The following is a 23,515-nucleotide window of genomic DNA, read 5'->3' on the forward strand; positions in this document are numbered from 1 at the left end:
TGGCTTTGACCAGTGCGTCGAGAGGCGAGACTGTCGCATCTCTAACTGGCCCAACTGTCGCATTACTAAATAGCCCCCACAAGCATAAATCGCATAAGATAGATTATGGAACCACTGGATGCCTTTTGATTACAATGGCATACCGTCGTCATCCATCTTGTAGCCCACTCTTTTAAATCGCCCCGATCGAATTTGCGCCTGGACGATCCAGCACATCGACGAGTTCATCTGCGGACGTGCCCTCATAGAACAGCTGATCCCAGCCAACGGACTCTTTCGAAACCCGTGTCTCGGACGACGCGTGCTTGGCGGCAACGTCCGGGTCAGACTGTTAAGCATTGACGGAAAGCTCGCCGTTGCTATTCCTCAAGTGGCGGGATGACTTTCGATGGTCTTTGCAGCTCCGAGGCGGCAGCGGTTGCCGCGGCATCAGCGGGACCGCCGGAAACATGGACGGTCGGCGTTGCAAATTGGATGCCTTTTTCCGCGAATGTCTTCTTGAGCATGGCGAGCGCCTTTCGGCGGACGCCGAACTGCTCGCCGGGTTTCGTCATGAACTTCAGCCGAATCTGCACGCCGTAATCCGCCATCTGCTCAATCCCTTGCATTTTCAAGGGCTCGATGATGTTGGGCCCGAGTTCGGTATCCTCCAGAAGCTCAGCGCCGATGCGCTTGATGGTCTTGCGGACCTCCTCGAGGTCACTGTCATAATTCAGGGTGAGTGTGATGATGTCGATGACCCAGTCACGGCTGAGGTTTTGCACCGCGCCGAGTTCGCCGAAGGGAACGATGGTGACCGGACCGCGGTGATGGCGCAAGCGGATCGATCGCAGCGAGAAACCTTCGACCGTACCCTTATATTTCGCCGCCTGGATGTATTCGCCGATGCGAAAGGCATCGTCGAACAGATAAAAGACGCCAGAGATGATGTCCTTGACGAGTGTTTGCGCACCGAAGCCGACCGCTATGCCGACGACGCCAGCGCCCGCCAGCAGTGGTCCGATCTGGATGCCAACGGCATCCAGGATCATCAGGAAGCCGACAGCGCCGATCGCCAGGAAGAGTACATTGCGAAGAATGGGAAGGAGAGTATTCAACCGCTGACGCCGACGCGCTTCGGGGCCATCCTGATGTCCCCCCTGCTCGCTTCGCGACGCCACCGCCATCTGGCTGTCGATCAGCGTGCTTGCGAGCTTCCAGATTACGTCGGTCACCAGCAGCACGATCACGATGCGGATTCCGGCGCGGATCAAGCGTGTGGTCACCGTTTCGGCAGCGGCGAGATCACTGAGATTGACATTCCATGCGCGGGCAATGAGCAGCGCAGCGACCACGATGAGACCGTTGCGCAGCGTTTGCATGATGACAACGGACCATCCGACGATGGCCGGATCCTCGACCGCCTCCCCCTCCCCGGATTGTACAATTCGACGAATGATATCATGAGCCACCGAAACGGTAAGCGGCAGCAGCGTGATGACGACCACTGTCCAGAATGCACCGCGGAGCCCGGATACCCATAACAGCCACGATAGCAGGATGCTCGCGCTGAAGCCGACACAGTTCAGCCGGCTCACGGGCGGTCCGTCAGAACGAAAGTGCCGCAGCCAGATCATAACGACCAAAGCGATTGAAACGACACCAAGCCATGCTGCGGTAAAGAGGTCGACCAAGATAGGTGAAGCCCCGATCGTCCCGATCACTTCAATGGTGGCCCAGCCAGCCGCCAGCGCTGCGACGATTCCGAGGAGCCAGTAGTACCAGAACCAGGCAAGCGAGGTGACAAGCGTCAGAAGCCGCATATGCGGCAGGCGGGCGCCTGGCGCGATGACAATGCGGCCCACAAGCACGCCAAGGCGCACCATGAGCGCGGCTGATAGGAGGATCAGCGCGATATCGCGAAACACGGCAGGCCATGGAAACAGGATAAACGCGCCGAGGCTTCCGATCAGGTAACCGACCAAGGCGAGAAGACCCATTGAAAGCCGGGCGGCGTGGAGCTTGATCCGCTGCCGGACCGTGTCGGCGGGCGCGTTCAGCACAAAATGGAGCAGCCCTCGCCCTGACCACCAGGCGAGGCGCTGCGCAACGAACCCGCCTGCGACGAAGAGTATGACCGCCAAGATCAGGCCGACAGGTTCGATACGATCATCCGTTTGGAAGACCCGGATCGCCGACTGGATCTGCCCGGGAAGGGTCGGAACGGCATCGACGAGTGTGAGCAACCTCTGGCGCAAATCCTGTAGCGACGTGGCAATCGACGTCGGTGCCGCCTCTTGCGTGACTGCTACCGGCTGCGCCGGTTCCTGATTGCTAGGGACGATCCGATTGACCAGCGCTCGTCCGGAATCATCATTCGGCAATTCGATAATAACCCGGATCGGCGCCGAGGAATTGGTCGGCTCAGCCGCCGAGGCGGGGTTTGCACTCGTCAGCAGAAGCGTTGAAAATATCAGCGTCAGGAATACGCACAGTCTGCGGCGGCGGGGATGACTGTCGTCGATGATGCGCATGTGGCCGTGGTCCCTGCGATGGTGTCGTCGCTTTTGCTGAGTTGGTCGAAACTTCGGACTTTGTGAAGCGTTGCACGACCAACGTCAATCGACGAACCGGTCTCTGGGATTCAGGCTGCGAACCAAAGGCCAGGCGACTTCAAGACCGCAAGTTTTTGAAGGCCTCCCTGATCTCCTGACTAAAGAGTTCCGGCTCCTCCCAGGCGGCGAAGTGACCGCCCTTGGAGGCGCGGTTGTAGTAGATAAGTTTCGGATAGGCCTTCGACAGCCAGTGCTTTGGCGGCTTGTAGACCTCGCCGGGAAACACCGTGACGGCGACCGGGACTTGGACGGGCGTGAGCTTGGCGCCCGACATGACGTTTTCCCAATAGATGCGACCGCTGGAAGGGCCGGTGTTCGTCAGCCAGTACAGCGTGATGTTGTCGAGGATGGCATCCTTGCCAAGGGCCTGTTCCGGATCGCCGCGTGTATATACCCAGTCGGCGATCTTGTCGTAAAGCCAGGCGGCGAGACCGACCGGAGAATCCGCAATGCCGTAACCGATCGTCTCCGGCCGCGTGCTCATGATCGCTGCGTAGCCGAAGCCGTTGTTGAGGAAGTTCCGGGCTTCGTCGAAGACGACCTTCTCATCCTGAGACAAGCTGTCGGGAGCCGGCCCTCCATTTTTGAGAGCCTGGGCTGCGTCCGCTGGAAACGTCGTGGCCCGCTCGATCCTGTTGACGTGGATCGCGAGCAGCCCATCGGGTGCCTGGCGGCCCAAGGCGTCGCTGATGATCGCGCCCCAGTCACCGCCTTGCGAGACATAGCGGTCATAATGCAGTCGCTTCATCAGCACGTCCCAGGCAGCGGCTATCCGCTGGGGGTTCCAACCCGCCAGTGGAGGTTTGCCGGAGAAGCCGAACCCTGGAATCGAAGGGATCACCAGATGGAAGGCATCATCAGCCGTGCCGCCATGCGCCGTCGGATCCGTCAGCGGCCCGATGACATCAAGCAGCTCGAAGACCGAACCGGGCCAGCCGTGGGTCATGATCAGCGGCAGCGCGTTTTCATGACGGGAGCGGACATGGATGAAATGGATGTCCAGTCCATCGACAGTGGTGAGAAACTGCGGAAAACTGTTCAGCCTGCTCTCCGCCTTCCGCCAGTCGTAGGGCGACTGCCAGTAGCGCACCAGTTCCTTCAGCCTGTCGGGCTGGACGCCCTGCGAACGGTCCATGACGGTTTCGCCATCGGGCCACCGAGTCTCGGCGAGACGCCGCCTGAGATCTGCGAGCGCCGCCTCGGAGACCTCAACCTTGAACGGTCGAACCTCCTCGGACGCGACGCCGACAACATCAGCGGCGTTGGACGTGCGAGGAACGAAAACGGCGGTTATGCCGGCCGCGGCAAAGCCTGACAGCAGTGAGCGGCGCGATACGTCGCGGTGTTTCAAAACGTTCAGCATTGACATGATGCCGTGTCCTTTCGTGATATCGAGGAGAGGAAAAGATGCCCTGCCCGCTTCAATGCCGAAAATGTCAGGCCTGGTCCGCTCCGGAACGAAAGATCAGAAGCTTGTTGCCTTCTGGATCGCGAAAATATGCGCAGTAAGGACCCGTGCCGTTCTCGCCACGCGGACCAGGAGCCCCTTCGTCCGAGCCACCCGCCGCCAATGCAGTTGCATGGGCTTCGTCGACCTTTGAACGGGACGGAGCTTCGAAAGCAATCATTCCACCGTTGCCGACGGTGGCAGGGCGGCCATCGAACGGCTTGATGATGCCGAATTCGAGCGTGCGATGTCCGTAGTAGATGGCTCGGTTGGGCTGGACGAGGATTCGTCCGATCCCGAACACGGCCAGAAGCTTGTCGTAGAATACCGAGGCGGCATCCAGATCGTTCGTGCCGACAGTGACGTGGCCCGGGAGGCCGCGGACCTCGTCGGGGGTGGCCGCAACCTGTCTGCTTTGGGTAATGTCAGTCATATCAGTTCTTCCTTATATTGTCGCGGCCGACGCTTGGCCGTCCGCAAGCTAACGCCAACGAGCTGTCTCAAATCGGCGGTTGGTGGATATTGGGCGGGTCGACGGCCGGCCGGCACCTCGGGAAAGTGAGAGGCACCCTCTCACTCAGATGTCAGCCTTGGGCAGCCGAGTCGCAGCGCTGCCGCCGTCGAGAGGGTTCCTCTCACTTTCTCCGGCTACCGCGGGCTGACGCCATGCTCAATTATTTGTGGAGACAGCCGGCTTTTGGGCTTTGGCTGACCGCCGTTCAGAAAGGACATCCTATGTCTAAGGACAAAACCGCACATGCTGCATCAGTCGCAGCAACTCCGTCTTCCCACACGGCTGAAGCCTTCGCTTCTACGCAAGCCGCGCAAGACACCATCGACTCTATCGAGATCGACGAAGTCCTGACGCTGAGGAGGATGATTGTCCGCGCCCCCACGTCAAAAGGCCCCGTGCTTTTCCTGCATGGGTTTCCGGAAACACTGACGGTGTGGAAGGAGATCGCGACAACGCTTGCTCACGACTAAGACGTCCATGCTTTCGATTGGCCAGGCTACGGACAGTCGTCGCGCCCGGCTTCGGAACGGTTTTCCTATGCGCCGAGGGCGTACGCCCGAGTGTTGAAGGCCTATATCGAGCGGGCAGGCATCGACCGGTCGAAGCTCGTGATTTACGCGACTGACATCGGTGCCCTCCCCGTCCTGCTGCTTGCTCTCGACGAGCCGACGATCGCCAGGCAGATCATCGTCGGAGACTTCGCGCCGTTCGACCGGCCGCACCACATGTGGGAGAACCTACAGAATCTCAAAGCCGAGCCAACCGCCTCGCCGACCCGTGCCTACATGAACAAGACAAGCGACGAGATCCTTCAGAACGTGCACAGGCGCGGCCTCTCACCCGCTGAACAATTCGATCTGCGGATCGACGTCCAGCAAGACATGATCCGGTCATGGAGCCGTGATGGCGTCACGTCGGCGGATGCATTCGCGCACTACTACGCAAGTTTCACCCGCGACCAGCAGTATCTCGAGGCCAACCTCGACCGGCTGAAGACGCCTATGAAGGTGATCTGGGGCGAGAAAGACATTTATATCGCAAAGGAAATGGGCATCGAGTTCGCCGGCAAGATCGGTGCGAAACTCGACCTCCTGCCAGGCATTGGCCACTTTCCACACCTTCAGAATCCGAAACAAACGGCTGAAGAGATAATCGCATCATTCAGATAATATTGGATTATCTTCGCATACGGAACGCGCGCAGCCGCGGCAGTGCCCAGTCTACAAAAGCCCGTACCTTCAACGCGAGAAGCCCTTGTCGCGCGTAGACGATATGGATGGGCTGGGGTGGGCCGTCGAAATCGCGAAGGATCGGAACGAGCGCGCCGGACGCCAGCTCGTCTGGAACCTGATAGTCGAACAGCCGCGCGATCCCCGCCCCGCCGACGGTCGCCGCAACACAGTTCGCCGCCGTATTCACCTCAAGCCGGTTGCGAGGCGCCGCCTCTATCGGCGTGCCGTCGACGTCAAAAGTCCAGAAAAATGTTCGCTTGTTGAAGATGATCCCGTCGCGATCGATGAGATCGCCGGGACGCTCGGGCATGCCATGCCGCTTGAGATAGGCAGGACTCGCGCAGGTCAGCAGGCGGAATTCCCCGACCTTGACGGCATGGAGGGCGCTGTCGGCGAGGTCGCCGAGACGGATCGCGATATCCACCTGCTCGGACACGAGATCAACCGTGCGGTCGAGCGACAGAAGGTTCAGCGATACCTCCGGGTATTTGTCCATGAAACTCAGCGCAATGGGCAGCACGTATCGGCTCCCGTATTCGATCGGCATCGTGATCGTCAGCACGCCTCTGGGCGTCTGGTATTCCCCCGACGCTCGTCGTTCGGCCTCATCGAGATCCGCCATGATCTTTCGAGCGGCGTCAACATAGTCGCGCCCGGCATCGGTGAGCTGCAGATTGCGGCTGGTGCGGACGATGAGGTTTGCCCCAAGCTGTCGCTCAAGTTCGGCCACCTTGCGGCTGACGCTGGGCAATGGCGCGTTGAGCTTCCTGCTGCCGGCCGAGATGCTCCCGGCGTCGACGACCGCCAGCAATATGCGCATCGCTTCGAGACGATCCATCTGATACCGCCATTAAGATGCCGCTTCTGTTCAAGCCCAGCCTAAGACTTGGCTTTAGTCAAGCAGCTTGCGTATGGCCATGATCCCCCTTGCAGCATCCGACCAGGATTGACGCCAGATCAAAATGCCGACGCTGAGGATGGTCGCAACAACGAAGGGGATTGGCCCGAGAAACCAGAAGGCGGCTGCGAAGGTGAAGTAATAAGACCGGACGCCGACACTGAACGATCGAAGCGCCGGGTTCAAAACCAGGGTCAGGGCGTTCGTCCAGCCGCCGATGTCCCTCTCCTCATCGCGGGATGGGCTCGCCCCGATTGCGGCCAGGCAGTAGTTGATCTGCCGGACCGCCCAGATGAAATCGGATAGGCCCCGCAGCAGCGTCGCCATGATCAGGAGGACCTTGCATTGGAAAAACCACGCCGGATCCTGGGCCGCAAACATCGCGATCAGGCCACCACCCGATCCATAATTCGGCTCCATGAACAGCGCGCCGCTGAGCCCGACGATGACGATAAGATTGGCGGAGCCGAAGAAGGACGCCGAATTGATCGTGTGCCCGAGGATCGCGGCATCGCCGATGAAGTTGTTGTCTCGCGTCAGCACCTCCCGCATCCAGGCCGCGCGAATGCGCACCATGTCAACGGAAAGGCTGTCGTTCTTCCTCGGCCACCCTGCTGCCATCAAAGGCTCGACGGCCACCCAGACGAGAAGGAAGAAAACGATCGCCGCGATGTTCAGAAAATCCATGGTGCCCCCGAACCGAATGTGGATTTTTTCTGAACAGTACTTCGAGCTAAGCGCAGCTCCAAGCGCCTATCGCCGCCCTACCCTTCAGATCGACATGCCCATGTTCGCGCGTCATGGTCCGTCGCGGACTGCCGCGAGGTAACGGGACATCGTCGAAGCCCGAAGCCGAATGTGTTCGATCGCCTGCTGCGGTGTCACGGCCAGGAAGCCGATATGGTCGCGTGGGCGCAACTGGACGAAGGCGTCCAGATCCGAATCCACCACCGTGGCGATCTTGGGATATCCTCCGGTCGTCTGGTGGTCGGCCAGCAGAATGGTGGGAACACCGTCTCCGGCGACCTGCACCGAGCCCCGCACGATCGCTTCCGACGGCATGTCCAGCGCGACGCTTGGCGCAAGCGACGGACCTTGGAGGCGTACGCCCATGCGGTCATAGGCGTCGCTCAGGCGGAAAGGCGATGAAAGGAAATTCGACAAGGTTTCTTTCGAGAAGAACCGATCCTGTGGACCGACCACCACACGCAGCTCGGATCGCGGTCTTGCGATGACCGGACATGTGATTGGACCATGTCGATCATCCCGCACGTCCGGATCGGCTATAGTGAGCGTCTGTCCGGCTGCAAGGCGCCCGCCGCCGAGGCCGGAGAGACTGTGCGTCGACATGCTGCCCAGCCAGGTCTTCGCCTCGATATGACCGGCGAAGGCCAGATACGTCCAGCTTCCCCAGTGTCCCGGACGGATTGCCAGCCGCTCCCCGGCCTTCAAGGTGGCGACCATCCATGCGCCGCGCTTGTCGCCGGCATGCTCTACGATGAAGCCTCCTCCCGCGACGCCGAACGTAACCTCCCCCGAGATGCAGTCGAGAACCAGGCCGCCCATGGAGACTTCGATTGTCGGCTGACCAGCAGGGTTGCCGATGGCGGCGTTGGCGGCTGCAAACGAGGTCCTGTCCATCGGACCGGAGGCCGGAACGCCGTAACGCATCAATCCGTGACGTCCTCCGTCCTGGACCGCGACGTGGGGACCCGCGAAGTTGATTGCAAGAACGGCTTCGCTCATGCGAGGCACCTCGCGTCGAATTCGGCCCTCGATATGCGGCGGAAACGCACCGCGTCGCCGACGTCGAAAAGAAACGGACGGTCGTTGGACGCGGCGTCGAGGATCTTTGTCGGCGAGCGGCCGATGATCCACCAGCCGGTCGGCATGGTGAGCGTGCTCACCAGGCATTGCGGACCGGCGATCAGCACGCTTCCGGCGGCGATGCCACGAATAGGCGCCGGCTTCCTCGGCTGCTGAATGGCTTTGGGCACGCCTGCGAGGTAAGCGTATCCTGGAGCGAAGCCGTACATGAAGACGCTGTAGTCGCCGGAAAGATGGGTGGATATGACGTCTTCCGGCGATAATCCACTCGCCTCGGCGACGGCGGCAAGATCGGGCGCAAGATCAGGATCGTAGCAGACGTCGACTTCGCGCATCGCTCCGATCGTCTGTGGAACCTCGGCCGTCAGACGCTCGGCAATGGCCGCCTCCGTCGTCCGATGATCGGCCACGAGCGGGTCGAAGCATATGAGAATGCTGGCATAGGCCGGAACGGCTTCGACGAATCCTTCAAAGGGTGCCGCCTTCAAGGCGGCATCCAGCTTGACGACCTGATCGTGGATCCGTTTATCGATGGTCGCGCCGAATTCGACGAGCACCGCGTGCCCGCCCACCGGGCGGTAGGTCGGAACGCTGCCGGACGATGCGGACGGGTCCTCTGACACGTCAGTCGGCGCCTTCGATCAGAATGAAGTCCGCATCCGCAGCCCGCGCGCAGGTCCCGTAGGCTTCCGGATCGGTGACGGCAGCCTGGGCGATAAGATAGCCTTTGGCCATCACCTGTTTTCCTTTGTCTGTTGAAGGAATGGACCCACCTCGATGCCTGCCTTCTGCAGTTCCCGGCGCACGTGGACGGCCATGGCAAGCGCTCCCGGGCTGTCCCCATGAACGCAGATCGAGTGCGCATCGAGAGGGATCGGAACGCCGTCGACCGTCGGCATGAGGCCGCTGGATAGGTACCCGATCAATCTAGATGCCGCCTCCGCGGGGTCATGGATCATCGCTCCCGGCAAGGTACGCGGAACGAGCCGACCCGTGGAGAGATAGCCGCGATCGGCAAAAATTTCGCTGAAGACGGTCATCCCGGCAACGCGGGCCGCATGTTCCAGCTCTGTCCCGGAGATCGCCAGTATGGCAAGTTCCGGCGAGACCGCTCGGGTTGCGCGGATGATGGCGTCGGCGACCGGCCGTTCGTCGGCCGCCCAATTGGCGAGTGCGCCGTGTGGTTTGATGTAACGGACGCGGGCGCCCGCCAGAGCCGCAGCTCCCATCAGCGCGCCGGTCTGCGTCGCGACAAGCTGCTCAACCTCCCGGATGCTCAAGGGGATCAGGCGTCGTCCGAAACCCTCGCGATCTGCAAAGCCCGGATGGGCTCCAGCGACGACGCCCCGTTCGCTGGCCAAGGCAAGCGTCTCCACCATGGTCGCCGGATCTCCGGCATGGCCGCCACATGCGATGTTCGCACTGGTGACAACGTCAAGGATCGCCTTGTCGTCGCCCATGCGCCAAGGTCCAAACGCCTCCCCCAAATCAGAATTGAGATCGATTTTCGTCATGATTTCCGTCAACCCTTCGCGCCGGTCTTGTCAGCTTCGTCGCATGCTGGAACGTCGAAGCCGAGGTGGAGCACATCTTCGCCGTGCGCGTCAAGAAAACGACGCTGCCGGCTGCGCGCAGCGAGCTTGTGTGCGTTGTCGACCTAAACTGTCCTTGCCGTTGCGTCTGATCGAAAGGCGGCTAAGATTGGGGGCGAAACGGTCGACCGCCCTGTCATTTGATCGAGCGCATCGTATTCTTTCGAGAGCCAGGTGACGTAGCCACCCGGCACCATTGGAGTGCAGGCCGGGGATGCGGAAATGAATCATGTCAACAGAGCTTTGGGAACGTCCGAATTTTCCTTTATCGACGAGCCTGGCATTTTCACCTGGGAGTTGGCGAGCGACAAGGTTTATGCGGATTCGGCGCTGGCAAATCTGTTTGGGCTCGATCCGGAAGAGACCCTCACGGGGTTGCCGGTCATCAGATACCTCGACCGGATTCATCCGGACGACAAGCCATCTGTGGCCAAGGCGATTTCAGAATCGGTGATCACAGGAAATCCGTATCGCTGTGACTATCGGGTATTTGATCGAAGCGGGCAAATAGTCGCCGTGGCGGCCTTGGGCCGTTGCTTCAGGGATGAAGCCGGAAACCCGTCGCAATATGCGGGTATCGTCTTCCCGACGAATGATCACGGGGAGCAAGACGAATTGTCCGCTCACTGCAATGCGGCACTGAAAATTGCGCGGTCAACCGGCCTGCGGACGACGGCCGATGCGCTTGAAGCTATCGTCAGGGAGCTTGCCAAGCCGATGCCTTCAGACGTCGCGAAGGTTCATTGATTCGTTCCAAAGCTTTGGTTGTGGCATCAGACTTTCGATGACGATATTGCTGCTATCGGCGACGCGCCGCGCGCACTCTGAATTAGTGACAAAGGAGAGTGGGCATTTCGAGGTGGGTCAACAGCGACCGTGTCACCCCTCCCAAGAGGAATTCGCGTAGTCTCGAATGGCCGAATGCGCCGGCGACGAGCAAATCTGCCTTGCGTTCCAGGGCGGCAGCTTGAATGACGCTGGCCGGTGAGTTTCCCTTCGTTTGCACGGCTGCGATATCGACGGCAAGACCAGCCTTTCGAAGCGCGGTCGCAAAGCGGTCTCGGGCGCGCTCGTCAATCTGCTTATCATCGGTGACGGAAATCAGGACGACACGCGAGACCTGTTCCAGCAACAATCTGGCGCCTGTCAGTGCCCGCGCGACGGTGGCTCCTCCATCCCAGGCGACGGCGACAGCATCGATCCGGCCGGAGAAATTATCCGGGGGAAAAAGCAGGAGCGGTCTCCCGCTTTCAAACAGCACGCTCTCGATCAGCGGCCTCATCAGCACAGATGCTTCCAAAATGGAAAGATCATATGCGCGCGACAGTTCGGCAAGAGTTTGTGCGACAAATGGCTCCCTCGCATCGAATGGCTGGAAATCGACCTCGACCTCGGCTTTTTTCGCATAATCACGGAGCGTCTGCCCGAGAACGGTTCCATTGTCCTTACTCAAGCGCTCCGCCTCCGCACGCATTCTGTCGACGTCAATGAGTGATGGAAATCGCGGCTGAAAGGGTTCGACCCTGACCAGCGGTATGCTTGCCGTCAAACCGGCCTTCTGGTGAAGGGAAACAGCGACAGCGTTCTGAAGGAGCGAGAAGGAGCTTGCGTCTGGATAGGTGGCCAGCGGTAAATGGAATTGCGCTTTCACGGCTGATGTCCTCCGAATGGTTGGAGGTTATCATAGCGCAGAGGTGTCTCCCGCGCTTTGACGAAGATCAAGGTCGTTCCACCCGAAAGTGCGAACGTGATATTGACGGTCCTCATCAGGAAGCAAGCGGAATTCGTTGGGCGAAGCGGCAAAGATCGATGCAGGCGGCACAAGAAGAGGATTGCAGCGCCACCGGCACCATTGCGGCATTGGCGGTCTTTGCGCTGGGCTTCGCCAATCTTCTTGCGAAAGCCGTCCTTGCAGCAAGTATGGCGAGTATCGCTTATGCGGTTCGTTTCGCGATCCTGGCGGTGTCGGACGTTTGCCGGAATTGCTGGCCTGCTTCTAGCATGAGCGCTTATTCGCGTATCAAACTCGCCCCCCGCACCAGACAGCCATCATCAAAGACGATCCGTCACTGCCGTCTCACCTCCTGGATATGACCAACAAATCCCGCAAGCAGTACGCCGAGCGCAAGACGCCGAACCAGTCTGGCTGCAATGAAGGTTGTGCCGATCGCCGCGGCAAGTTTCAGCCAGGGATAATCGCCAAGCTGGACATGAGCGCTTGCATCGACCGATACCGCCTTGGCTTTCAGCGCCGCTTCGGCATCCTCGCGCAGCACGCCTATACGGGCATTCAGCAGCCTGACCTCATGCTGCAGGGCATGCAGGCTCTCGTCGGCCTTTTCACGCGCGGTCTGCTCAGCCGCATCGGCAAAGGGCGGATCGCCTTCCGCGATCAGTTCGTCGGGGTCAGGCGGAAGGCCGTGGCGGTTGATGGATGATTGCATCGACATCTCCTCGAATAGGGTAAGCGAGAAAAATGAAGCCCGGCATTGGGGCCGGGCCTCATAATATCAATGGTCGCGCCGGAAACCCTGGCTCTGGTGAGACCCGCCCTGGGATTGCGACTGGCTTTGCGATTGCCGATCGGCATCGTCCGATGGCTCGTTACTGCCGGGCAAAGTATAGGCGCGCACTTTGGCGCTTCCATGCGTGGTGTCGCGCATTGCCACTGGGCGGGCGTCGTCGAATGCGCTCTCGGACACGGCGAGATCGTCCGACGATTTGCCGCCGGAGGCTTGGCCGGCAAAACCGGTATTGGACGCGCCTTGTTGCCTGTCCTCCAACGACCAGAGATCTGCACGCTCATCCATGTCGATGCTGCCTTCGTCGTCCAGAATATCGTGGACGGTCTCGTAGAGCGCGTCATCGACATCATTGACCTGGACGAGGAAACCGCCTCGCCGCAGCCCTTCTGCGTAGACCGCGCGATCCTCGTCGGGGAAGAAGAAGTCTGCTAGCGCGTCGAAGAAGCCGCTGCGGTCGTCGCTCATCGCGCCGGTATTTTTTGCGCCCGCCTCATATCCGGGCATCAGCCTTATTCTCGCAACCGGCACGCCCGCGTCCTCAAGACGGGAGACGGCGGATTCGGCGTCCGATCGGCTGTCGAAGAATGCAGCAAGGCTGCTGCCGCCTGTCGGGCCTGAAAAGGCCGGGTTGGTATCATTGTAAATGCTGCCCATGGGACTCTCCTCTCGGTATCTGGATCCAGCCGCCAAGCCGAAGTTTGGCCGAAGTCTGGTTTCCTGACTTGAAGAACCGGCGGCTGTGTTGAATGTTCCAAGGGAATGGCGATGCTCCGCTGTATCGCCTGCTGTTTCATTGCCGCCAGCCATTTCGACGCGCAGACGCGCAAATTACGCCGCCTGCGAAATCGCTCAGCGGTTGACGTCAAACCTTCGAGACGCTAGCACGGCTTTGACGTATTGGGGATATTCATATGGACATGTTTACGGCAGCCGGTATGACGGCTTTGCTGCAGGTCATTGCTATCGACCTCGTTCTCGCCGGCGACAACGCCGTGGTTATCGGTCTTGCTGCTGCCGGCCTCGAGGCGACACAGCGCCGCAAGGCGATTATCGTCGGCATCGTGGCCGCGACCGTTCTGCGCATTCTCTTTGCCAGCGTCGCAGTCTACCTGCTGGCGATCGTCGGCCTGCTGCTGGCCGGCGGTCTGCTGCTGCTCTGGGTCTGCTGGAAGATGTGGCGCGAGCTTCGCGCCGGCCATGGCGAGCATCACGGAGCGGTGGGTGCCGAAGGTGCGCCGAAAAAGACCTTCTTCCAGGCGGCGACCCAGATCGTCATTGCCGACGTCTCGATGTCGCTCGACAACGTGCTGGCCGTTGCCGGTGCTGCGCGCGAACATCCGAGCGTGCTGGTCATCGGTCTTGCCCTGTCGATCGCGCTGATGGGTATTGCCGCAAACTTTATCGCCCGGTTGCTCACCAACCATCGCTGGATCGCCTATGTCGGCCTGCTGATCATCCTCTATGTCTCGCTTGACATGATCCACCGCGGCGGCGTCGAACTGCTGCCCTACGTGCAAGCGAGCGGGTTCAAGCTTTAGAGCCTGACCTCGGTCTCAAAACTCATCTGGTCATACGCCGGCACCACATGGTCCGGCGTCTCAGCCATCACCACGTCGTAGTCGAGCGGCGTGTGCATATGGGTGAGGATCGCCCGTTTGGGCTTCAACCGGCCGATCCAGTCGAGCGACTGTTCCAGCGACAGATGGCTCGGATGGTAGGTATATTGCAGCGCGTCGATGATCAGCATGTCGAGGTTCTGAAGCTTCTCGACGGTCTGCGGTGGGAAATCGCTGATATCACTGCAATAAGCCACATCGCCGATGCGGAAGCCGAGCGAGTGGATATCCCCATGCTGCTGGATATGCGGATGGAAGGCGATCGTCCCGCCTGGACCATGAATTTCGACGGGCGCGTCGAGGTTTTCGATGACGATCGGCAGCACGATCGGCGGGTAATTGCTGCCCGGCGGCGTTTCCAGGCAATAGCCGAAGGCTTCCCGCAACCTGTCCATCGTAAATTGGTCGGCAAAGATCGGCACCCGGCGGCGGGTGTTGTGAAAATAGCCGCGCAGATCGTCGATGCCGTGAATATGATCCGCATGCGGATGGCTGTAGAGCACGGCATCGACATGGTCGGCCCCTGCCCTGATCATCTGCTCGCGAAAATCCGGCCCGGTGTCGATGACGACTGTGGTGACGCCGCCATCGGGTGCGAATTGTTGCACCATGAAGGCAGCGCGTGTGCGCCGGTTCTTCGGATTGTCGGGATTGCAGGCGCCCCAGTCGCCGGTGATGCGCGGCACGCCCGGTGACGACGAACAGCCGAGAATGGTGAAACGCCGCCGGTAGAGCACGCCGCTAGATCCTCGGCATCTTCGAGAACAGGCGGAAAGCGTTCTCCGTCGTGATCCGCGCGACCTCTTCGGTGGGAAGCCCGATTGTATCGGCGAGCACCTCGGCCGTGTTGACGACGTAGGACGGTTCGTTGCGCTTGCCGCGCCAGCGCTTCGGCGCCAGATAGGGCGCGTCTGTTTCCACAAGCAGCCGATCAAGCGGGATCGTCTTGGCAATCTCGCGCAGCTCGTCCGACTTCGGGAAGGTCAGGATGCCTGAGAAGGAGATATAGCCGCCGAGTGCGACGCCGGTCTTGGCAAGTTCCGGGCCTGCGGAGAAGCAGTGGAGAATGAAGGGAAATGCCCCCTTCCCGCTTTCCTCCGTCAGTATGTCGGCCATGTCCTCGTCGGCGCTGCGGCTGTGGATGACGAGCGGCAGCCGGGTCTCGCGCGCCGCCGCGATATGGCGGCGGAAGCCTGTCTGCTGGTCCTCGGGCTTTTGCGTGTCGTAGAAATAGTCGAGACCGGCCTCGCCGATCGCCACCACCTTCTCATGGGCATTGGCGAGACGCACCAGCTCTTCTGTCTGGATATCCAGCTCTTCGTCGGCATTGTTCGGATGCGTGCCGACCGAGCAGAACACCGAAGGATATTTCTCGGTGATGGCAAGCAGCGTCTCGAGCTTGCGCACCCGCGTCGAGATCGTCACCATCTGCGCCACACCGGCCTGATGCGCGCGCGCGACGATCTCGCCCCGCTCCGCCTCGAAGTCGGCGAAATCAAGATGGCAATGCGTATCGATCAGCACGGCCTCAAGCCTCCGGAGCCACGTAGCGCGGGAAGACCGGCGTCGGCGCTTCGAGCGCCGTTCCGGCAACGAGACGGCCGGCTTGCCCAAGAGCGGCGAAGTCGCGCTTGTCTGCAGGTGCTGCGACCAGATCGAGCAGCTTGGCCGATGATTCCGGCATGAAAGGCTGCAGCAGAATGGCGATCTGGCGCACCACTTCGGCGGTGACATAGAGCACCGTGCCCATGCGCTCCGGATCGGTCTTCTTCAGCGCCCACGGCGCCTGGCCGGCGAAATAACGGTCGGTCTCGGAAACGACCGAAATGATCGAGGCGAGCGCCCGGTGGATCTGCTGCTTGCCCATATCCTCGCGGGTCGAGGCATGCAGCGCGTCGACCTCAGCCAGCATCGCCTTGTCCTCGTCGCTGAGCGCCCCGCATTCCGGGATCTTGCCGTCGCAATTCTTGACGATCATCGATAGCGAGCGGCTGGTGAGATTGCCGATGCCGTTGGCGAGGTCGGAGTTGATGCGGGTGCCGATCGCTTCTTCGCTATAGCTGCCGTCCTGGCCGAAGGAGACTTCGCGCAGGAAGAAATAGCGCACCTGATCGAGGCCGAAATGGTTCACCAGATTGACCGGATCGACGACGTTGCCGAGCGACTTCGACATCTTCTCGCCCTTGTTGAGCAAGAAGCCATGGGCAAAGACCCGCTTCGGCAGCGGCAGCTTCGCCGACATCAGGAAGGCTGGCCAGTAGACGGCGTGGAAGCGGATGATGTCCTTGCCGATGATGTGCACGTCGGCTGGCCAGTATTTCGCCCGCGGGCCGTTCCTGTCCTCGATATAGCCCGTTGCGGTGATGTAGTTGGTCAGCGCGTCGACCCAGACATACATGACGTGGGCGGGATCGTCCGGCACCTTGATGCCCCAGTCGAAGGTCGTGCGCGAGACCGAGAGGTCTTTGAGGCCCGACTTGACGAAGGAGATCACCTCGTTGCGGCGCTCGGCCGGGCCGATGAAATCCGGGTTCGCCTCGTAATGGGCGAGAAGCTTGTCCTGGTATTCGGAGAGCTTGAAGAAATAGCTTGCCTCTTCCACCCATTCGACCGGCGTGCCCTGCGGCCCGTAGCGCACGCCGTCGGCGCGCGGTTCGGTCTCGTTTTCCTGGTAATAGGCCTCGTCGCGCACCGAATACCAGCCGGCATAGCTATCCTTGTAGATGTCGCCATTGTCGGCCATCAGCTTCCAGATGTTCCGCGACGTCTCGTGATGACGCTCCTGCGTGGTGCGGATGAAGTCATCGTTCGAGGCGTTGAGCAGCGTCGCCATGGCCTGGAATTCGCCGGAGTTGCGGTCGGCAAGCGCTTGCGCAGTGATCCCCTCGGCGCGCGCCGTCTGCTGCATCTTCTGGCCGTGCTCGTCGGTGCCCGTCAGGAAGAACACGTCCTTGCCGTCGAGGCGCTGGTAGCGCGCCATCGCATCCGTCGCGATCAGCTCATAGGCATGGCCGATATGCGGCTTGCCGTTAGGGTAGGAAATCGCGGTAGTGATGTAGAAGGGTGTCTTGTCTGTCATGGCGGCCAATGTCCGGCTAACTCTATAAAAATGGTCAGCCGCTCTTAGCGCATGTCATCGTCAAGCGAAACCTCAACTTTCCAGTCGTCGATGATTTCCGGGACGATGAGGGCGTGAACTTGACTCGGCTTCTCGCCCAATCTACCCGTCTTGGGATAGAGGGCGGGACAAGAACGAAGTGCGAGTTTTCATCTACCGGAATGGTCGTGGCCGCGCGCCGTCGGGGGCGCCTGCTTGACATTCGAGCCGCTCTATTCGCTTTCCGGCCTGTTCGTCGGCGCCCTTGTCGGCATCACCGGCGTTGGCGGCGGTTCGCTGATGACGCCGCTGCTGGTACTGCTCTTCGGCGTCCATCCCGCCACCGCGGTCGGCACCGATCTTCTCTATGCGGCAATCACCAAGACGGCGGGCACTGCCGTCCACGGCATGCATGGGCGCGTCAACTGGAAGATCGTCGGCAGCCTCGCAGCCGGCAGCCTGCCGGCCGCCTTGCTGATGCTGTGGCTGCTGGCAGGCGTCGATCGCAAAAGCATCGGCGTGACCAATACGATTACCACGGCACTCGGCTGGCTTCTCGTCATGACCGCGATCATGCTGGTCTTCCGAGGCCCGATCCTCGAACTGGCGCGCCGCGCAATCGGCGATCGAACGCCGCCGAAGCCGACGACCATCCTCGCCCTCACCGTCATTCTCGGGTTCGTTCTCGGCATCCTCGTCACCTTGACCTCGGTCGGCGCCGGCGCACTGGGGGTGACGATCCTGCTGGTCCTCTATCCCCGGCTCGATGTGCGCGAGATCGTCGGTTCCGATATCGTCCATGCGGTACCGCTGACCTTGATCGGAGGCACGGGCTATTGGCTGATCGGCGAGATCGACTGGCCGATGCTGGTTGCCTTGTTGATCGGCTCTATCCCCGGCATCATCATCGGCAGCCTTCTGGCGCCGAAGCTGCACGAACGCACCATCCGCATCGTCCTTGCCGCCACGCTTGCCGTTGTCGCAGGTAAGCTGCTGACCGGCTGACCAGAGCACGGTGCCGGAAAGTGTCAGCGGTGACGCGCTTTAAAAGCCCGGCTGCTTGATATCTGCGAGAATGCTGATGATCGTCTGCTTGCGGTCGAGGTTGTAGCCATCGGAAACGGTGAGCCGCTCGGTGATCTCGGAATAGAGCCGTGCCAGCCGCTCTGCCGCGGCGATCCGCCCCTCGCCGGCCGCCGCGCGCGCACGGTTCATGATGTCGTCGCCGACATGGCTGACGAAGAAATCGAAGATCGTGTCGCTTTCCCGGCCCGAAAGCGCGTCGGCCAGCCGATGCATCGCCTTGCGGGCTGTCGGCCCCTCGGCGGAAAGCATCTCGTCGTAGGCGGCAATGATCTCGCCGCCGCCGTAGTTCAACAGTTTCAACGCCTCGCCGACGCTGCCCTTGGCGGCCGAAAGCACCGCCCCGCCCTCACCTGATATGCCGAGATGGGCAAGGGCAGCGACGAGTTCATCGTCAGCAAGCGGCGCCAGTTTCAGCGGCAGGCAACGCGAGCGGATCGTCGGCAGCAGCCGTCCCGGCGCATGCGACAGCACCAGGAACAGCGCCCGCTTCGGCGGCTCTTCCAGGATCTTCAGGATGGCGTTGGCCGCATTACGGTTCATATCGTCAGCCGGGTCGATGATGACGATCCGCCAGTTGCCGGTGCCAGACGTCTGCGAGAAGAACTTGCCGGCGCGGCGCACCTCGTCGACCGTGATCGCCGATTTCACCTTGCCGGTCTTCTCGTCCACCGGCCGGGCAAGGTGCAGGAGATTGTGCGAGGCACCGGAGGCGATCTGCCGGCTGACGGGAGAGGCTGGATCCGGATCGCCGATTGCCTCCGGCGCTGTCTCTGGATCGGGATGCGAGAGCACGTGATTGGCAAAGCGGAAGGCGAGCGTCGCCTTGCCGATGCCTTCCGGCCCCTCGATCAGGATGGCGTGGTGGCCCTTGCCGGACCGGTAGGACTGCGCAAGGAAGGCTTCCGCCTCCGCATGGCCGAACAGCCTGGTATTTTCCCCCGGCCAGATGGCGCCGTCGAGCAGTCCGGGCCTCTCTTCACTCATAATGGGCCTCACTCATGGTGAGCGGCTTCCGGCATTCGCGTACGACCTGCGGGCGACAGCAGCTGATGGACGATCGCCAGGATCTCGGCGGCGATCGCCTCCTCCGTCTGCATGGCGTTGACCACGTGGCAGCGCTCCGGCTCGCGGGCGGCGATATCGAGAAAGGCCTCGCGCCGTTTCTCGTGCGTTTCCAGCCGCTCCTTCTCGAAGCGATCGGGAGCATCGTCCGCGGCGCGCTTCTGCGCCCGCTCCAGCCCGACCTTGGCGGGGATATCGAGGATCACGGTGCAATCCGGCATGACGCCGTTGATGGCGATGCGCTGCAGCGTCTCGATGAAATCGGGCTCGAGATTGCCGGTGATGCCCTGATAGACGCGGGAGGAATCCATGAAGCGGTCGCAGAGCACGACCTTGCCTGCGGCCAGGGCCGGCCGGATCACCTCTTCGACATGGTCGTTGCGGGCCGCGGCAAAGAGGATTGCCTCCACCCGCGTGCCGAAGGCTTCGGCAGCCCCCGACAGCAGCACGTGGCGCACGGCTTCGGCGCCCGGGGATCCGCCTGGTTCGCGCGTCATCAGCACGTCGTGACCTTCGCCCTTCAGCGCCTCGGCGAGGCGGCGGATCTGCGTGGATTTCCCAGCGCCTTCCCCGCCTTCAAACGTAACGAACAATCCCGTACCCGATGACAATGACAACTTCCCGCATTCCAGGCGCCGCACGCGCCCCGCTCCTTCTATCTATCCGAAGATATCAGGGAGGAAAACCTTTCGCCGCGGCGACATATTCACCTTTCCCGGCAAATTGTACCAGAAATCGGGCGTCAGACAGGCGCGGGCTTGTCCCAGAGCCAGGAGAAGAACAGCGATTCGCCGAGTTCCAGCATGGCGTCGACCGCCCGGCTGCTGAGCGAGCCCTCGCCCACCGCCTGCACGGTGTAAAGCGGCACTTCCCTGAGCAGCCGGCTGCCGGCGAAAATCCTCAGCGTGCCTGCCTGGGTATCCGGCTTGACCGGCGCCGTCAGCGGCCAGCGATAGATGATGCGCGCCGATAGCCGGTCGGGATTGCTGATCGGAATATAGACGCTGACCGGCGCCTTGGCGACGAGATCGACGGTGCGCGCCGTGCCGCCATAGACGCTGGCGGCACCGATCACTTCCTTCTCGCCGAAGATCTGCCGGTTCTCAAAGGCCGTCAGCCCCCATTCGAGTACGCGCTTGGCTTCCTCCGTCCGCTCCTTGTCGGAGGCAATGCCGGCAAGCGCCACAAACAGCCGCCTGCCGTCGCGCTCAACCGAAGCGACGATCGAATAGCCCTCGCCCTCGGTAAAGCCCGTCGCCAGCCCGTCGGCGCCGAGATCGAGCCCGAGCAGCGGGTTGCGGTTGCGCTGGAGGATCTTGTTCCATTCGAAATCCGGCTGCGCGAAATAGGGATACAGGTTCGGATAGGTCTGCTGAAGGGCGGCGGCGAGCGTCACCATCTCGCGTGCCGTAACCTTGCTCTTGCCATCGGGAAGGCCGGTGGAATTGCCGAACTCGGCCTTCTCCATGCCGAGTTCGCGGGCGCGTCGCGTCATCGACACGGCAAATTGCTGCTCGCTTCCGGCCATGCCCTCCGCGAGAATGATGCAGCTGTCATTGGCGCCCTGGATGGCGACACCCTTGATCAGGTCCTCGACGCGCACGCGCGATTTGAGGCTGGCAAACATCGTTGCGGTCCGCGACGGTGCGCCGCCTGTCCGCCAGGCATATTCGGAAACGGGATATTCGGTGTCGAGCGTGATCTGGCCCTTGGTCACCGCGTCGAAAACGAGATCCATCGTCATCAGCTTGGCGAGCGAAGCCGGCGAAAAGCTCTGGTCCTCGTTCTTGGCGAGAAGCACCGTACCGGTGGCTGCCTCGATCATATAGGCCTGCGCCGCCTTGGTGGCGAAACCGGCTGCACCGCCATCGGCTGCAAATGCGCCGGTGGTGAGCGACGTGAGGCATGCAAGCAGGCGAAGCGCGGGCTTCAGCATCGCAATTTCCATTGATCGAGCGGCGTATTTCAGGAGGTTAGAACGCGAGGAAATCCGATGCAATTGCCAGTTCAGCGCGCGGCGAACTTTGCCTGCTGGCGCTTGGCCGCGGCAAGGATCGAATCCTGCGTCAGCCCGTCATTGCGCACCATCACCGCATCGAAGGCGAGATCGACGGTCACCGTCCTGACCTCTCCGTTCTGATAGCCGAGCGCGAGTGAATTCTGGGGCCGCTCGTAGGGCATCGGACCGATCTCTGGCAGCACGACCATCTGGTCCATCGCCTGAGCGCCATTGTTGAAGGACGGCGCTGATGGTGCCACCAGAACATGGGCAGCCGGTGCAGACGCCGGTGCTGCATTGTAGCGCGCGCTCGGCGTCGAGCCGGCATAGGAGGTGGCCGACCTCGGCACCGGCACGTTGGCCGGCGTCTCGTAGTCTTCCGAACGCTGCAGCTGGTCGCGGGTGATCTTGCGGCTGTTGGAGGCGACCATCACGCCGGTTGCGATCTGGCCTTCCGGATTGACGCCGGGAATGCGGCTGCCCTTCGGCGCGTAGGAGGCCATCAGATAGGGCATGTCGTGCCCGTCCATGCGGGCGCGACCGACATATTGCACGCGCACCTTGCCGGTGCCGCTGTGCTGCAGGTCCAGCATGTCGGCCGTCTTGTTGGAAAGATCGATGATGCGGCCTTCGTGATAGGGACCGCGATCATTGACGCGCACGATGACGGAAGAACCACTTTCGAGATTGGTGACGCGCGCATAGCTCGGCAGCGGGAAGGTCGGATGCGCGGCGGAAAGATGCATCTGGTCGTAGACTTCGCCGTTCGCCGTCAGGCGCCCGTGAAAGGCCGAACCATACCAGGAGGCGACGCCGACCTTGTTATAGGCGAAGTCTTCCTTCGGGTAATACCACTTGCCCTTCACCTCGTAAGCGTTGCCGACGATGTAGCGGCCGCCGCCCTTCGGGATATTGTTGCCGGTGGCTACCCGCGGGCTCGCCTTCACGCCATATTCGGATTCGGAGAAATATTCTTTGCCGTGGGCTTTTTTCTTCGGCACCGCCTGCGTCGTGCCGCAAGCTGCAACCGTCGCACACATCGCCGAGATCGCCAGCCATCGTGCTGTCGTTGCGAAAGACGCCGCCCCGTAATCCAGTTTCATATGCCCCACGCCGCTCAAAGATCGTTATGGTTAAGGAACCCTGCCCCATCTTGGGGCAATAGCGCCTTATTCCCGCCCGCCTAACGAGGCTTTAATCTTGCTAAGTTCGTGGCAAATTTACGAACGATTTCGCAGCGATAGCGACAATTCTAATGATTATGGTTTATAAATCACTAACGGATGCCTTCTCCACCCGCCCTTCGCCGCCGCAATAAGGCCCGAAATCATCGTGCCGATGCGGGGCATATGGTGAACATCCGGGTGCTTCCGGACGCCCTAAAAGCTCCATATTGAAACACGGTCTGCGCGTATTTGACGAGCGGCAGTGGGCGGCACTTCCTTCTGTATGGGAACGAATTGTCCGCCGCGGGCTTTGAAGGTTTAGACCTTTGGAGGATCACCATGAACGATGAAACCCTGACGCGGCTCGACACGGTCAGCCAGCAGTTGCGCGCCCGATCTCGCCAGCTTTCCCAGCCGGAGAAAGACAACGACATCGCAATCCTGATGTCGGCCCTCGCCGTGACGATGGAGGCGGTTCGATCTCTCGGCGAGGATATGAACCAGCTCAACGGTCCGAAGGGCCTTGGATCTGACGGAAGCTAAGTCTGTTGAATCTCCCGTTGTAGGCCACCTTCTCATTGCAGGGCCGGCTGAGCTTCTATCATTGAGAGGTCAGCGATCTTGCTTATGGCGGCGACCTCGGTCGAAATGCGCATAGTCTGCGCGAGAGATGCGCGTGGCATTTCGATAGCGGCCGAGTGGTGCAGATCTTCGTCGGACCAATTCCCCGTCAACCTCCGTTCTGCACCAGGAACTCAGTTTCATCGTGCTCATAACGCAGGCGCAGCAAGCTCAGCCTCCAGCGTCTGATTATCCTCGAACGATATCCATGGCCAAGGCAACTGCCCCTAAGTGCAATA

Annotated in this window: 23 protein-coding genes and 1 pseudogene; 6 read left to right on the plus strand and 18 right to left on the minus strand. The window is 61.1% G+C overall.

What is annotated here, in order from left to right:
• Nucleotides 1-359: 359 nt before the first annotated feature.
• From BS630_RS15745 to BS630_RS15755, 3 genes are all read right to left on the minus strand, one after another.
• Nucleotides 360-2,513, minus strand: coding sequence for a mechanosensitive ion channel family protein (locus tag BS630_RS15745; protein ID WP_077978158.1), 2,154 nt, complete (start codon nucleotides 2,511-2,513; stop codon nucleotides 360-362).
• A gap of 139 nt (nucleotides 2,514-2,652) precedes the next feature.
• Nucleotides 2,653-3,963 carry an epoxide hydrolase family protein gene (locus tag BS630_RS15750; protein WP_077978159.1) on the minus strand — a complete coding sequence of 437 codons (1,311 nt, stop codon included), beginning with the start codon at nucleotides 3,961-3,963 and terminating at the stop codon, nucleotides 2,653-2,655.
• Between the two features lie 67 nt (nucleotides 3,964-4,030).
• Nucleotides 4,031-4,474 (minus strand): VOC family protein, encoded by a 444-nt coding sequence (locus BS630_RS15755; RefSeq protein WP_077978160.1) that lies wholly within the window; start codon nucleotides 4,472-4,474, stop codon nucleotides 4,031-4,033.
• Between the two features lie 302 nt (nucleotides 4,475-4,776).
• Between BS630_RS15755 and BS630_RS15760 the strand changes: the two are divergent.
• Nucleotides 4,777-5,724 (plus strand): annotated as a pseudogene (locus BS630_RS15760) (alpha/beta fold hydrolase).
• Nucleotides 5,725-5,731: 7 nt separating this feature from the next.
• On the opposite strand, the gene BS630_RS15765 reads toward BS630_RS15760, so the two are convergent.
• From BS630_RS15765 to BS630_RS15785, 5 genes are all read right to left on the minus strand, one after another.
• The gene (locus BS630_RS15765) at nucleotides 5,732-6,625 is read right to left on the minus strand and encodes a LysR family transcriptional regulator (RefSeq protein WP_077978161.1); all 894 of its coding nucleotides are present in this window, start codon (nucleotides 6,623-6,625) and stop codon (nucleotides 5,732-5,734) included.
• 54 nt (nucleotides 6,626-6,679) lie between these two features.
• Nucleotides 6,680-7,372 carry a DUF599 domain-containing protein gene (locus BS630_RS15770; protein ID WP_077978162.1) on the minus strand — a complete coding sequence of 231 codons (693 nt, stop codon included), beginning with the start codon at nucleotides 7,370-7,372 and terminating at the stop codon, nucleotides 6,680-6,682.
• Between the two features lie 111 nt (nucleotides 7,373-7,483).
• Nucleotides 7,484-8,440, minus strand: a complete 957-nt coding sequence (locus BS630_RS15775; protein WP_077978163.1) for a 5-oxoprolinase subunit C family protein — start codon at nucleotides 8,438-8,440, stop codon at nucleotides 7,484-7,486.
• Nucleotides 8,428-9,135 carry a 5-oxoprolinase subunit B family protein gene (locus tag BS630_RS15780; protein WP_170268500.1) on the minus strand — a complete coding sequence of 236 codons (708 nt, stop codon included), beginning with the start codon at nucleotides 9,133-9,135 and terminating at the stop codon, nucleotides 8,428-8,430. The genes BS630_RS15775 and BS630_RS15780 overlap by 13 nt, the downstream gene beginning before the upstream one ends.
• Before the next feature lie 111 nt (nucleotides 9,136-9,246).
• On the minus strand, nucleotides 9,247-10,026 hold the full coding sequence (locus BS630_RS15785) for a LamB/YcsF family protein (protein WP_025394595.1): 780 nt from the start codon (nucleotides 10,024-10,026) through the stop codon (nucleotides 9,247-9,249).
• Nucleotides 10,027-10,326: 300 nt separating this feature from the next.
• Here BS630_RS15785 and BS630_RS15790 point away from each other — a divergent pair, with 300 nt between their 5' ends.
• On the plus strand, nucleotides 10,327-10,851 hold the full coding sequence (locus BS630_RS15790; protein WP_077979191.1) for a PAS domain-containing protein: 525 nt from the start codon (nucleotides 10,327-10,329) through the stop codon (nucleotides 10,849-10,851).
• A gap of 82 nt (nucleotides 10,852-10,933) precedes the next feature.
• Here BS630_RS15790 and BS630_RS15795 read toward each other — a convergent pair whose 3' ends face one another.
• Complete coding sequence (locus tag BS630_RS15795) at nucleotides 10,934-11,755, minus strand: universal stress protein (protein ID WP_077978164.1); 822 nt, start codon at nucleotides 11,753-11,755, stop codon at nucleotides 10,934-10,936.
• A gap of 158 nt (nucleotides 11,756-11,913) precedes the next feature.
• Between BS630_RS15795 and BS630_RS37375 the strand changes: the two genes are divergently transcribed.
• Nucleotides 11,914-12,198, plus strand: coding sequence for a hypothetical protein (locus tag BS630_RS37375; RefSeq protein ID WP_165503815.1), 285 nt, complete (start codon nucleotides 11,914-11,916; stop codon nucleotides 12,196-12,198).
• Here BS630_RS37375 and BS630_RS15800 read toward each other — a convergent pair.
• Both BS630_RS15800 and BS630_RS15805 read right to left on the minus strand, forming a co-directional pair.
• A complete protein-coding gene (locus BS630_RS15800) occupies nucleotides 12,171-12,548 on the minus strand; it encodes a hypothetical protein (protein WP_077978165.1) in 378 nt (125 codons plus the stop codon). The two genes, BS630_RS37375 and BS630_RS15800, sit on opposite strands and share 28 nt — an antisense overlap.
• 66 nt (nucleotides 12,549-12,614) lie before the next feature.
• The gene (locus BS630_RS15805; protein WP_077978166.1) at nucleotides 12,615-13,283 is read right to left on the minus strand and encodes a hypothetical protein; all 669 of its coding nucleotides are present in this window, start codon (nucleotides 13,281-13,283) and stop codon (nucleotides 12,615-12,617) included.
• Between the two features lie 257 nt (nucleotides 13,284-13,540).
• Between BS630_RS15805 and BS630_RS15810 the strand changes: the two genes are divergently transcribed.
• A complete protein-coding gene (locus BS630_RS15810; RefSeq protein ID WP_025394600.1) occupies nucleotides 13,541-14,167 on the plus strand; it encodes a TerC family protein in 627 nt (208 codons plus the stop codon).
• On the opposite strand, the gene BS630_RS15815 is transcribed toward BS630_RS15810, so the two are convergent.
• Genes BS630_RS15815 through metG form a run of 3 tightly spaced genes read right to left on the minus strand, consistent with a single transcriptional unit; the run spans nucleotide 14,164 to nucleotide 17,324 of the window.
• Complete coding sequence (locus BS630_RS15815; RefSeq protein WP_077978167.1) at nucleotides 14,164-14,982, minus strand: MBL fold metallo-hydrolase; 819 nt, start codon at nucleotides 14,980-14,982, stop codon at nucleotides 14,164-14,166. The two genes, BS630_RS15810 and BS630_RS15815, sit on opposite strands and share 4 nt — an antisense overlap.
• Nucleotides 14,983-14,986: 4 nt before the next feature.
• Entirely contained in the window at nucleotides 14,987-15,769 is a 783-nt protein-coding gene (locus tag BS630_RS15820) for a TatD family hydrolase (protein ID WP_077978168.1), read from the minus strand.
• A gap of 4 nt (nucleotides 15,770-15,773) precedes the next feature.
• The gene (metG, locus tag BS630_RS15825) at nucleotides 15,774-17,324 is read right to left on the minus strand and encodes a methionine--tRNA ligase (RefSeq protein WP_077978169.1); all 1,551 of its coding nucleotides are present in this window, start codon (nucleotides 17,322-17,324) and stop codon (nucleotides 15,774-15,776) included.
• A 234-nt stretch (nucleotides 17,325-17,558) separates the two neighbouring features.
• Here metG and BS630_RS15830 point away from each other — a divergent pair, with 234 nt between their 5' ends.
• Nucleotides 17,559-18,347 (plus strand): sulfite exporter TauE/SafE family protein, encoded by a 789-nt coding sequence (locus BS630_RS15830; RefSeq protein WP_077978170.1) that lies wholly within the window; start codon nucleotides 17,559-17,561, stop codon nucleotides 18,345-18,347.
• Between the two features lie 39 nt (nucleotides 18,348-18,386).
• On the opposite strand, the gene BS630_RS15835 is transcribed toward BS630_RS15830, so the two are convergent.
• From BS630_RS15835 to BS630_RS15850, 4 genes are all read right to left on the minus strand, one after another.
• Complete coding sequence (locus BS630_RS15835; protein ID WP_077978171.1) at nucleotides 18,387-19,412, minus strand: DNA polymerase III subunit delta'; 1,026 nt, start codon at nucleotides 19,410-19,412, stop codon at nucleotides 18,387-18,389.
• A gap of 8 nt (nucleotides 19,413-19,420) precedes the next feature.
• Nucleotides 19,421-20,101: a dTMP kinase gene (gene tmk, locus BS630_RS15840; RefSeq protein WP_077978172.1), complete on the minus strand. Its 681-nt coding sequence runs from the start codon at nucleotides 20,099-20,101 to the stop codon at nucleotides 19,421-19,423.
• 131 nt (nucleotides 20,102-20,232) lie between these two features.
• Nucleotides 20,233-21,426 carry a D-alanyl-D-alanine carboxypeptidase family protein gene (locus BS630_RS15845; protein WP_077979192.1) on the minus strand — a complete coding sequence of 398 codons (1,194 nt, stop codon included), beginning with the start codon at nucleotides 21,424-21,426 and terminating at the stop codon, nucleotides 20,233-20,235.
• 71 nt (nucleotides 21,427-21,497) lie between these two features.
• Nucleotides 21,498-22,592 carry a septal ring lytic transglycosylase RlpA family protein gene (locus BS630_RS15850; RefSeq protein ID WP_077978173.1) on the minus strand — a complete coding sequence of 365 codons (1,095 nt, stop codon included), beginning with the start codon at nucleotides 22,590-22,592 and terminating at the stop codon, nucleotides 21,498-21,500.
• A 402-nt stretch (nucleotides 22,593-22,994) separates the two neighbouring features.
• Here BS630_RS15850 and BS630_RS15855 point away from each other — a divergent pair, with 402 nt between their 5' ends.
• Complete coding sequence (locus tag BS630_RS15855) at nucleotides 22,995-23,198, plus strand: hypothetical protein (protein WP_077978174.1); 204 nt, start codon at nucleotides 22,995-22,997, stop codon at nucleotides 23,196-23,198.
• Nucleotides 23,199-23,515: the final 317 nt, after the last annotated feature.

The organism is Rhizobium laguerreae (assembly GCF_002008165.1).
Lineage (GTDB): Bacteria > Pseudomonadota > Alphaproteobacteria > Rhizobiales > Rhizobiaceae > Rhizobium > Rhizobium laguerreae.

What these genes read in the sequence shown, in the direction of transcription:
- BS630_RS15745 (WP_077978158.1), bottom strand. Translation starts at nt 2,513, where the DNA reads ATGCGCATCATCGACGACAGTCATCCCCGCCGCCGCAGACTGTGCGTA.
- BS630_RS15750 (WP_077978159.1), bottom strand. Translation starts at nt 3,963, where the DNA reads ATGTCAATGCTGAACGTTTTGAAACACCGCGACGTATCGCGCCGCTCA.
- BS630_RS15755 (WP_077978160.1), bottom strand. Translation starts at nt 4,474, where the DNA reads ATGACTGACATTACCCAAAGCAGACAGGTTGCGGCCACCCCCGACGAG.
- BS630_RS15765 (WP_077978161.1), bottom strand. Translation starts at nt 6,625, where the DNA reads ATGGATCGTCTCGAAGCGATGCGCATATTGCTGGCGGTCGTCGACGCC.
- BS630_RS15770 (WP_077978162.1), bottom strand. Translation starts at nt 7,372, where the DNA reads ATGGATTTTCTGAACATCGCGGCGATCGTTTTCTTCCTTCTCGTCTGG.
- BS630_RS15785 (WP_025394595.1), bottom strand. Translation starts at nt 10,026, where the DNA reads ATGACGAAAATCGATCTCAATTCTGATTTGGGGGAGGCGTTTGGACCT.
- BS630_RS15790 (WP_077979191.1), top strand. Translation starts at nt 10,327, where the DNA reads ATGAATCATGTCAACAGAGCTTTGGGAACGTCCGAATTTTCCTTTATC.
- BS630_RS37375 (WP_165503815.1), top strand. Translation starts at nt 11,914, where the DNA reads ATGCAGGCGGCACAAGAAGAGGATTGCAGCGCCACCGGCACCATTGCG.
- BS630_RS15800 (WP_077978165.1), bottom strand. Translation starts at nt 12,548, where the DNA reads ATGCAATCATCCATCAACCGCCACGGCCTTCCGCCTGACCCCGACGAA.
- BS630_RS15805 (WP_077978166.1), bottom strand. Translation starts at nt 13,283, where the DNA reads ATGGGCAGCATTTACAATGATACCAACCCGGCCTTTTCAGGCCCGACA.
- BS630_RS15810 (WP_025394600.1), top strand. Translation starts at nt 13,541, where the DNA reads ATGGACATGTTTACGGCAGCCGGTATGACGGCTTTGCTGCAGGTCATT.
- metG (WP_077978169.1), bottom strand. Translation starts at nt 17,324, where the DNA reads ATGACAGACAAGACACCCTTCTACATCACTACCGCGATTTCCTACCCT.
- BS630_RS15835 (WP_077978171.1), bottom strand. Translation starts at nt 19,412, where the DNA reads ATGAGTGAAGAGAGGCCCGGACTGCTCGACGGCGCCATCTGGCCGGGG.
- BS630_RS15845 (WP_077979192.1), bottom strand. Translation starts at nt 21,426, where the DNA reads ATGCTGAAGCCCGCGCTTCGCCTGCTTGCATGCCTCACGTCGCTCACC.
- BS630_RS15850 (WP_077978173.1), bottom strand. Translation starts at nt 22,592, where the DNA reads ATGAAACTGGATTACGGGGCGGCGTCTTTCGCAACGACAGCACGATGG.
- BS630_RS15855 (WP_077978174.1), top strand. Translation starts at nt 22,995, where the DNA reads ATGAACGATGAAACCCTGACGCGGCTCGACACGGTCAGCCAGCAGTTG.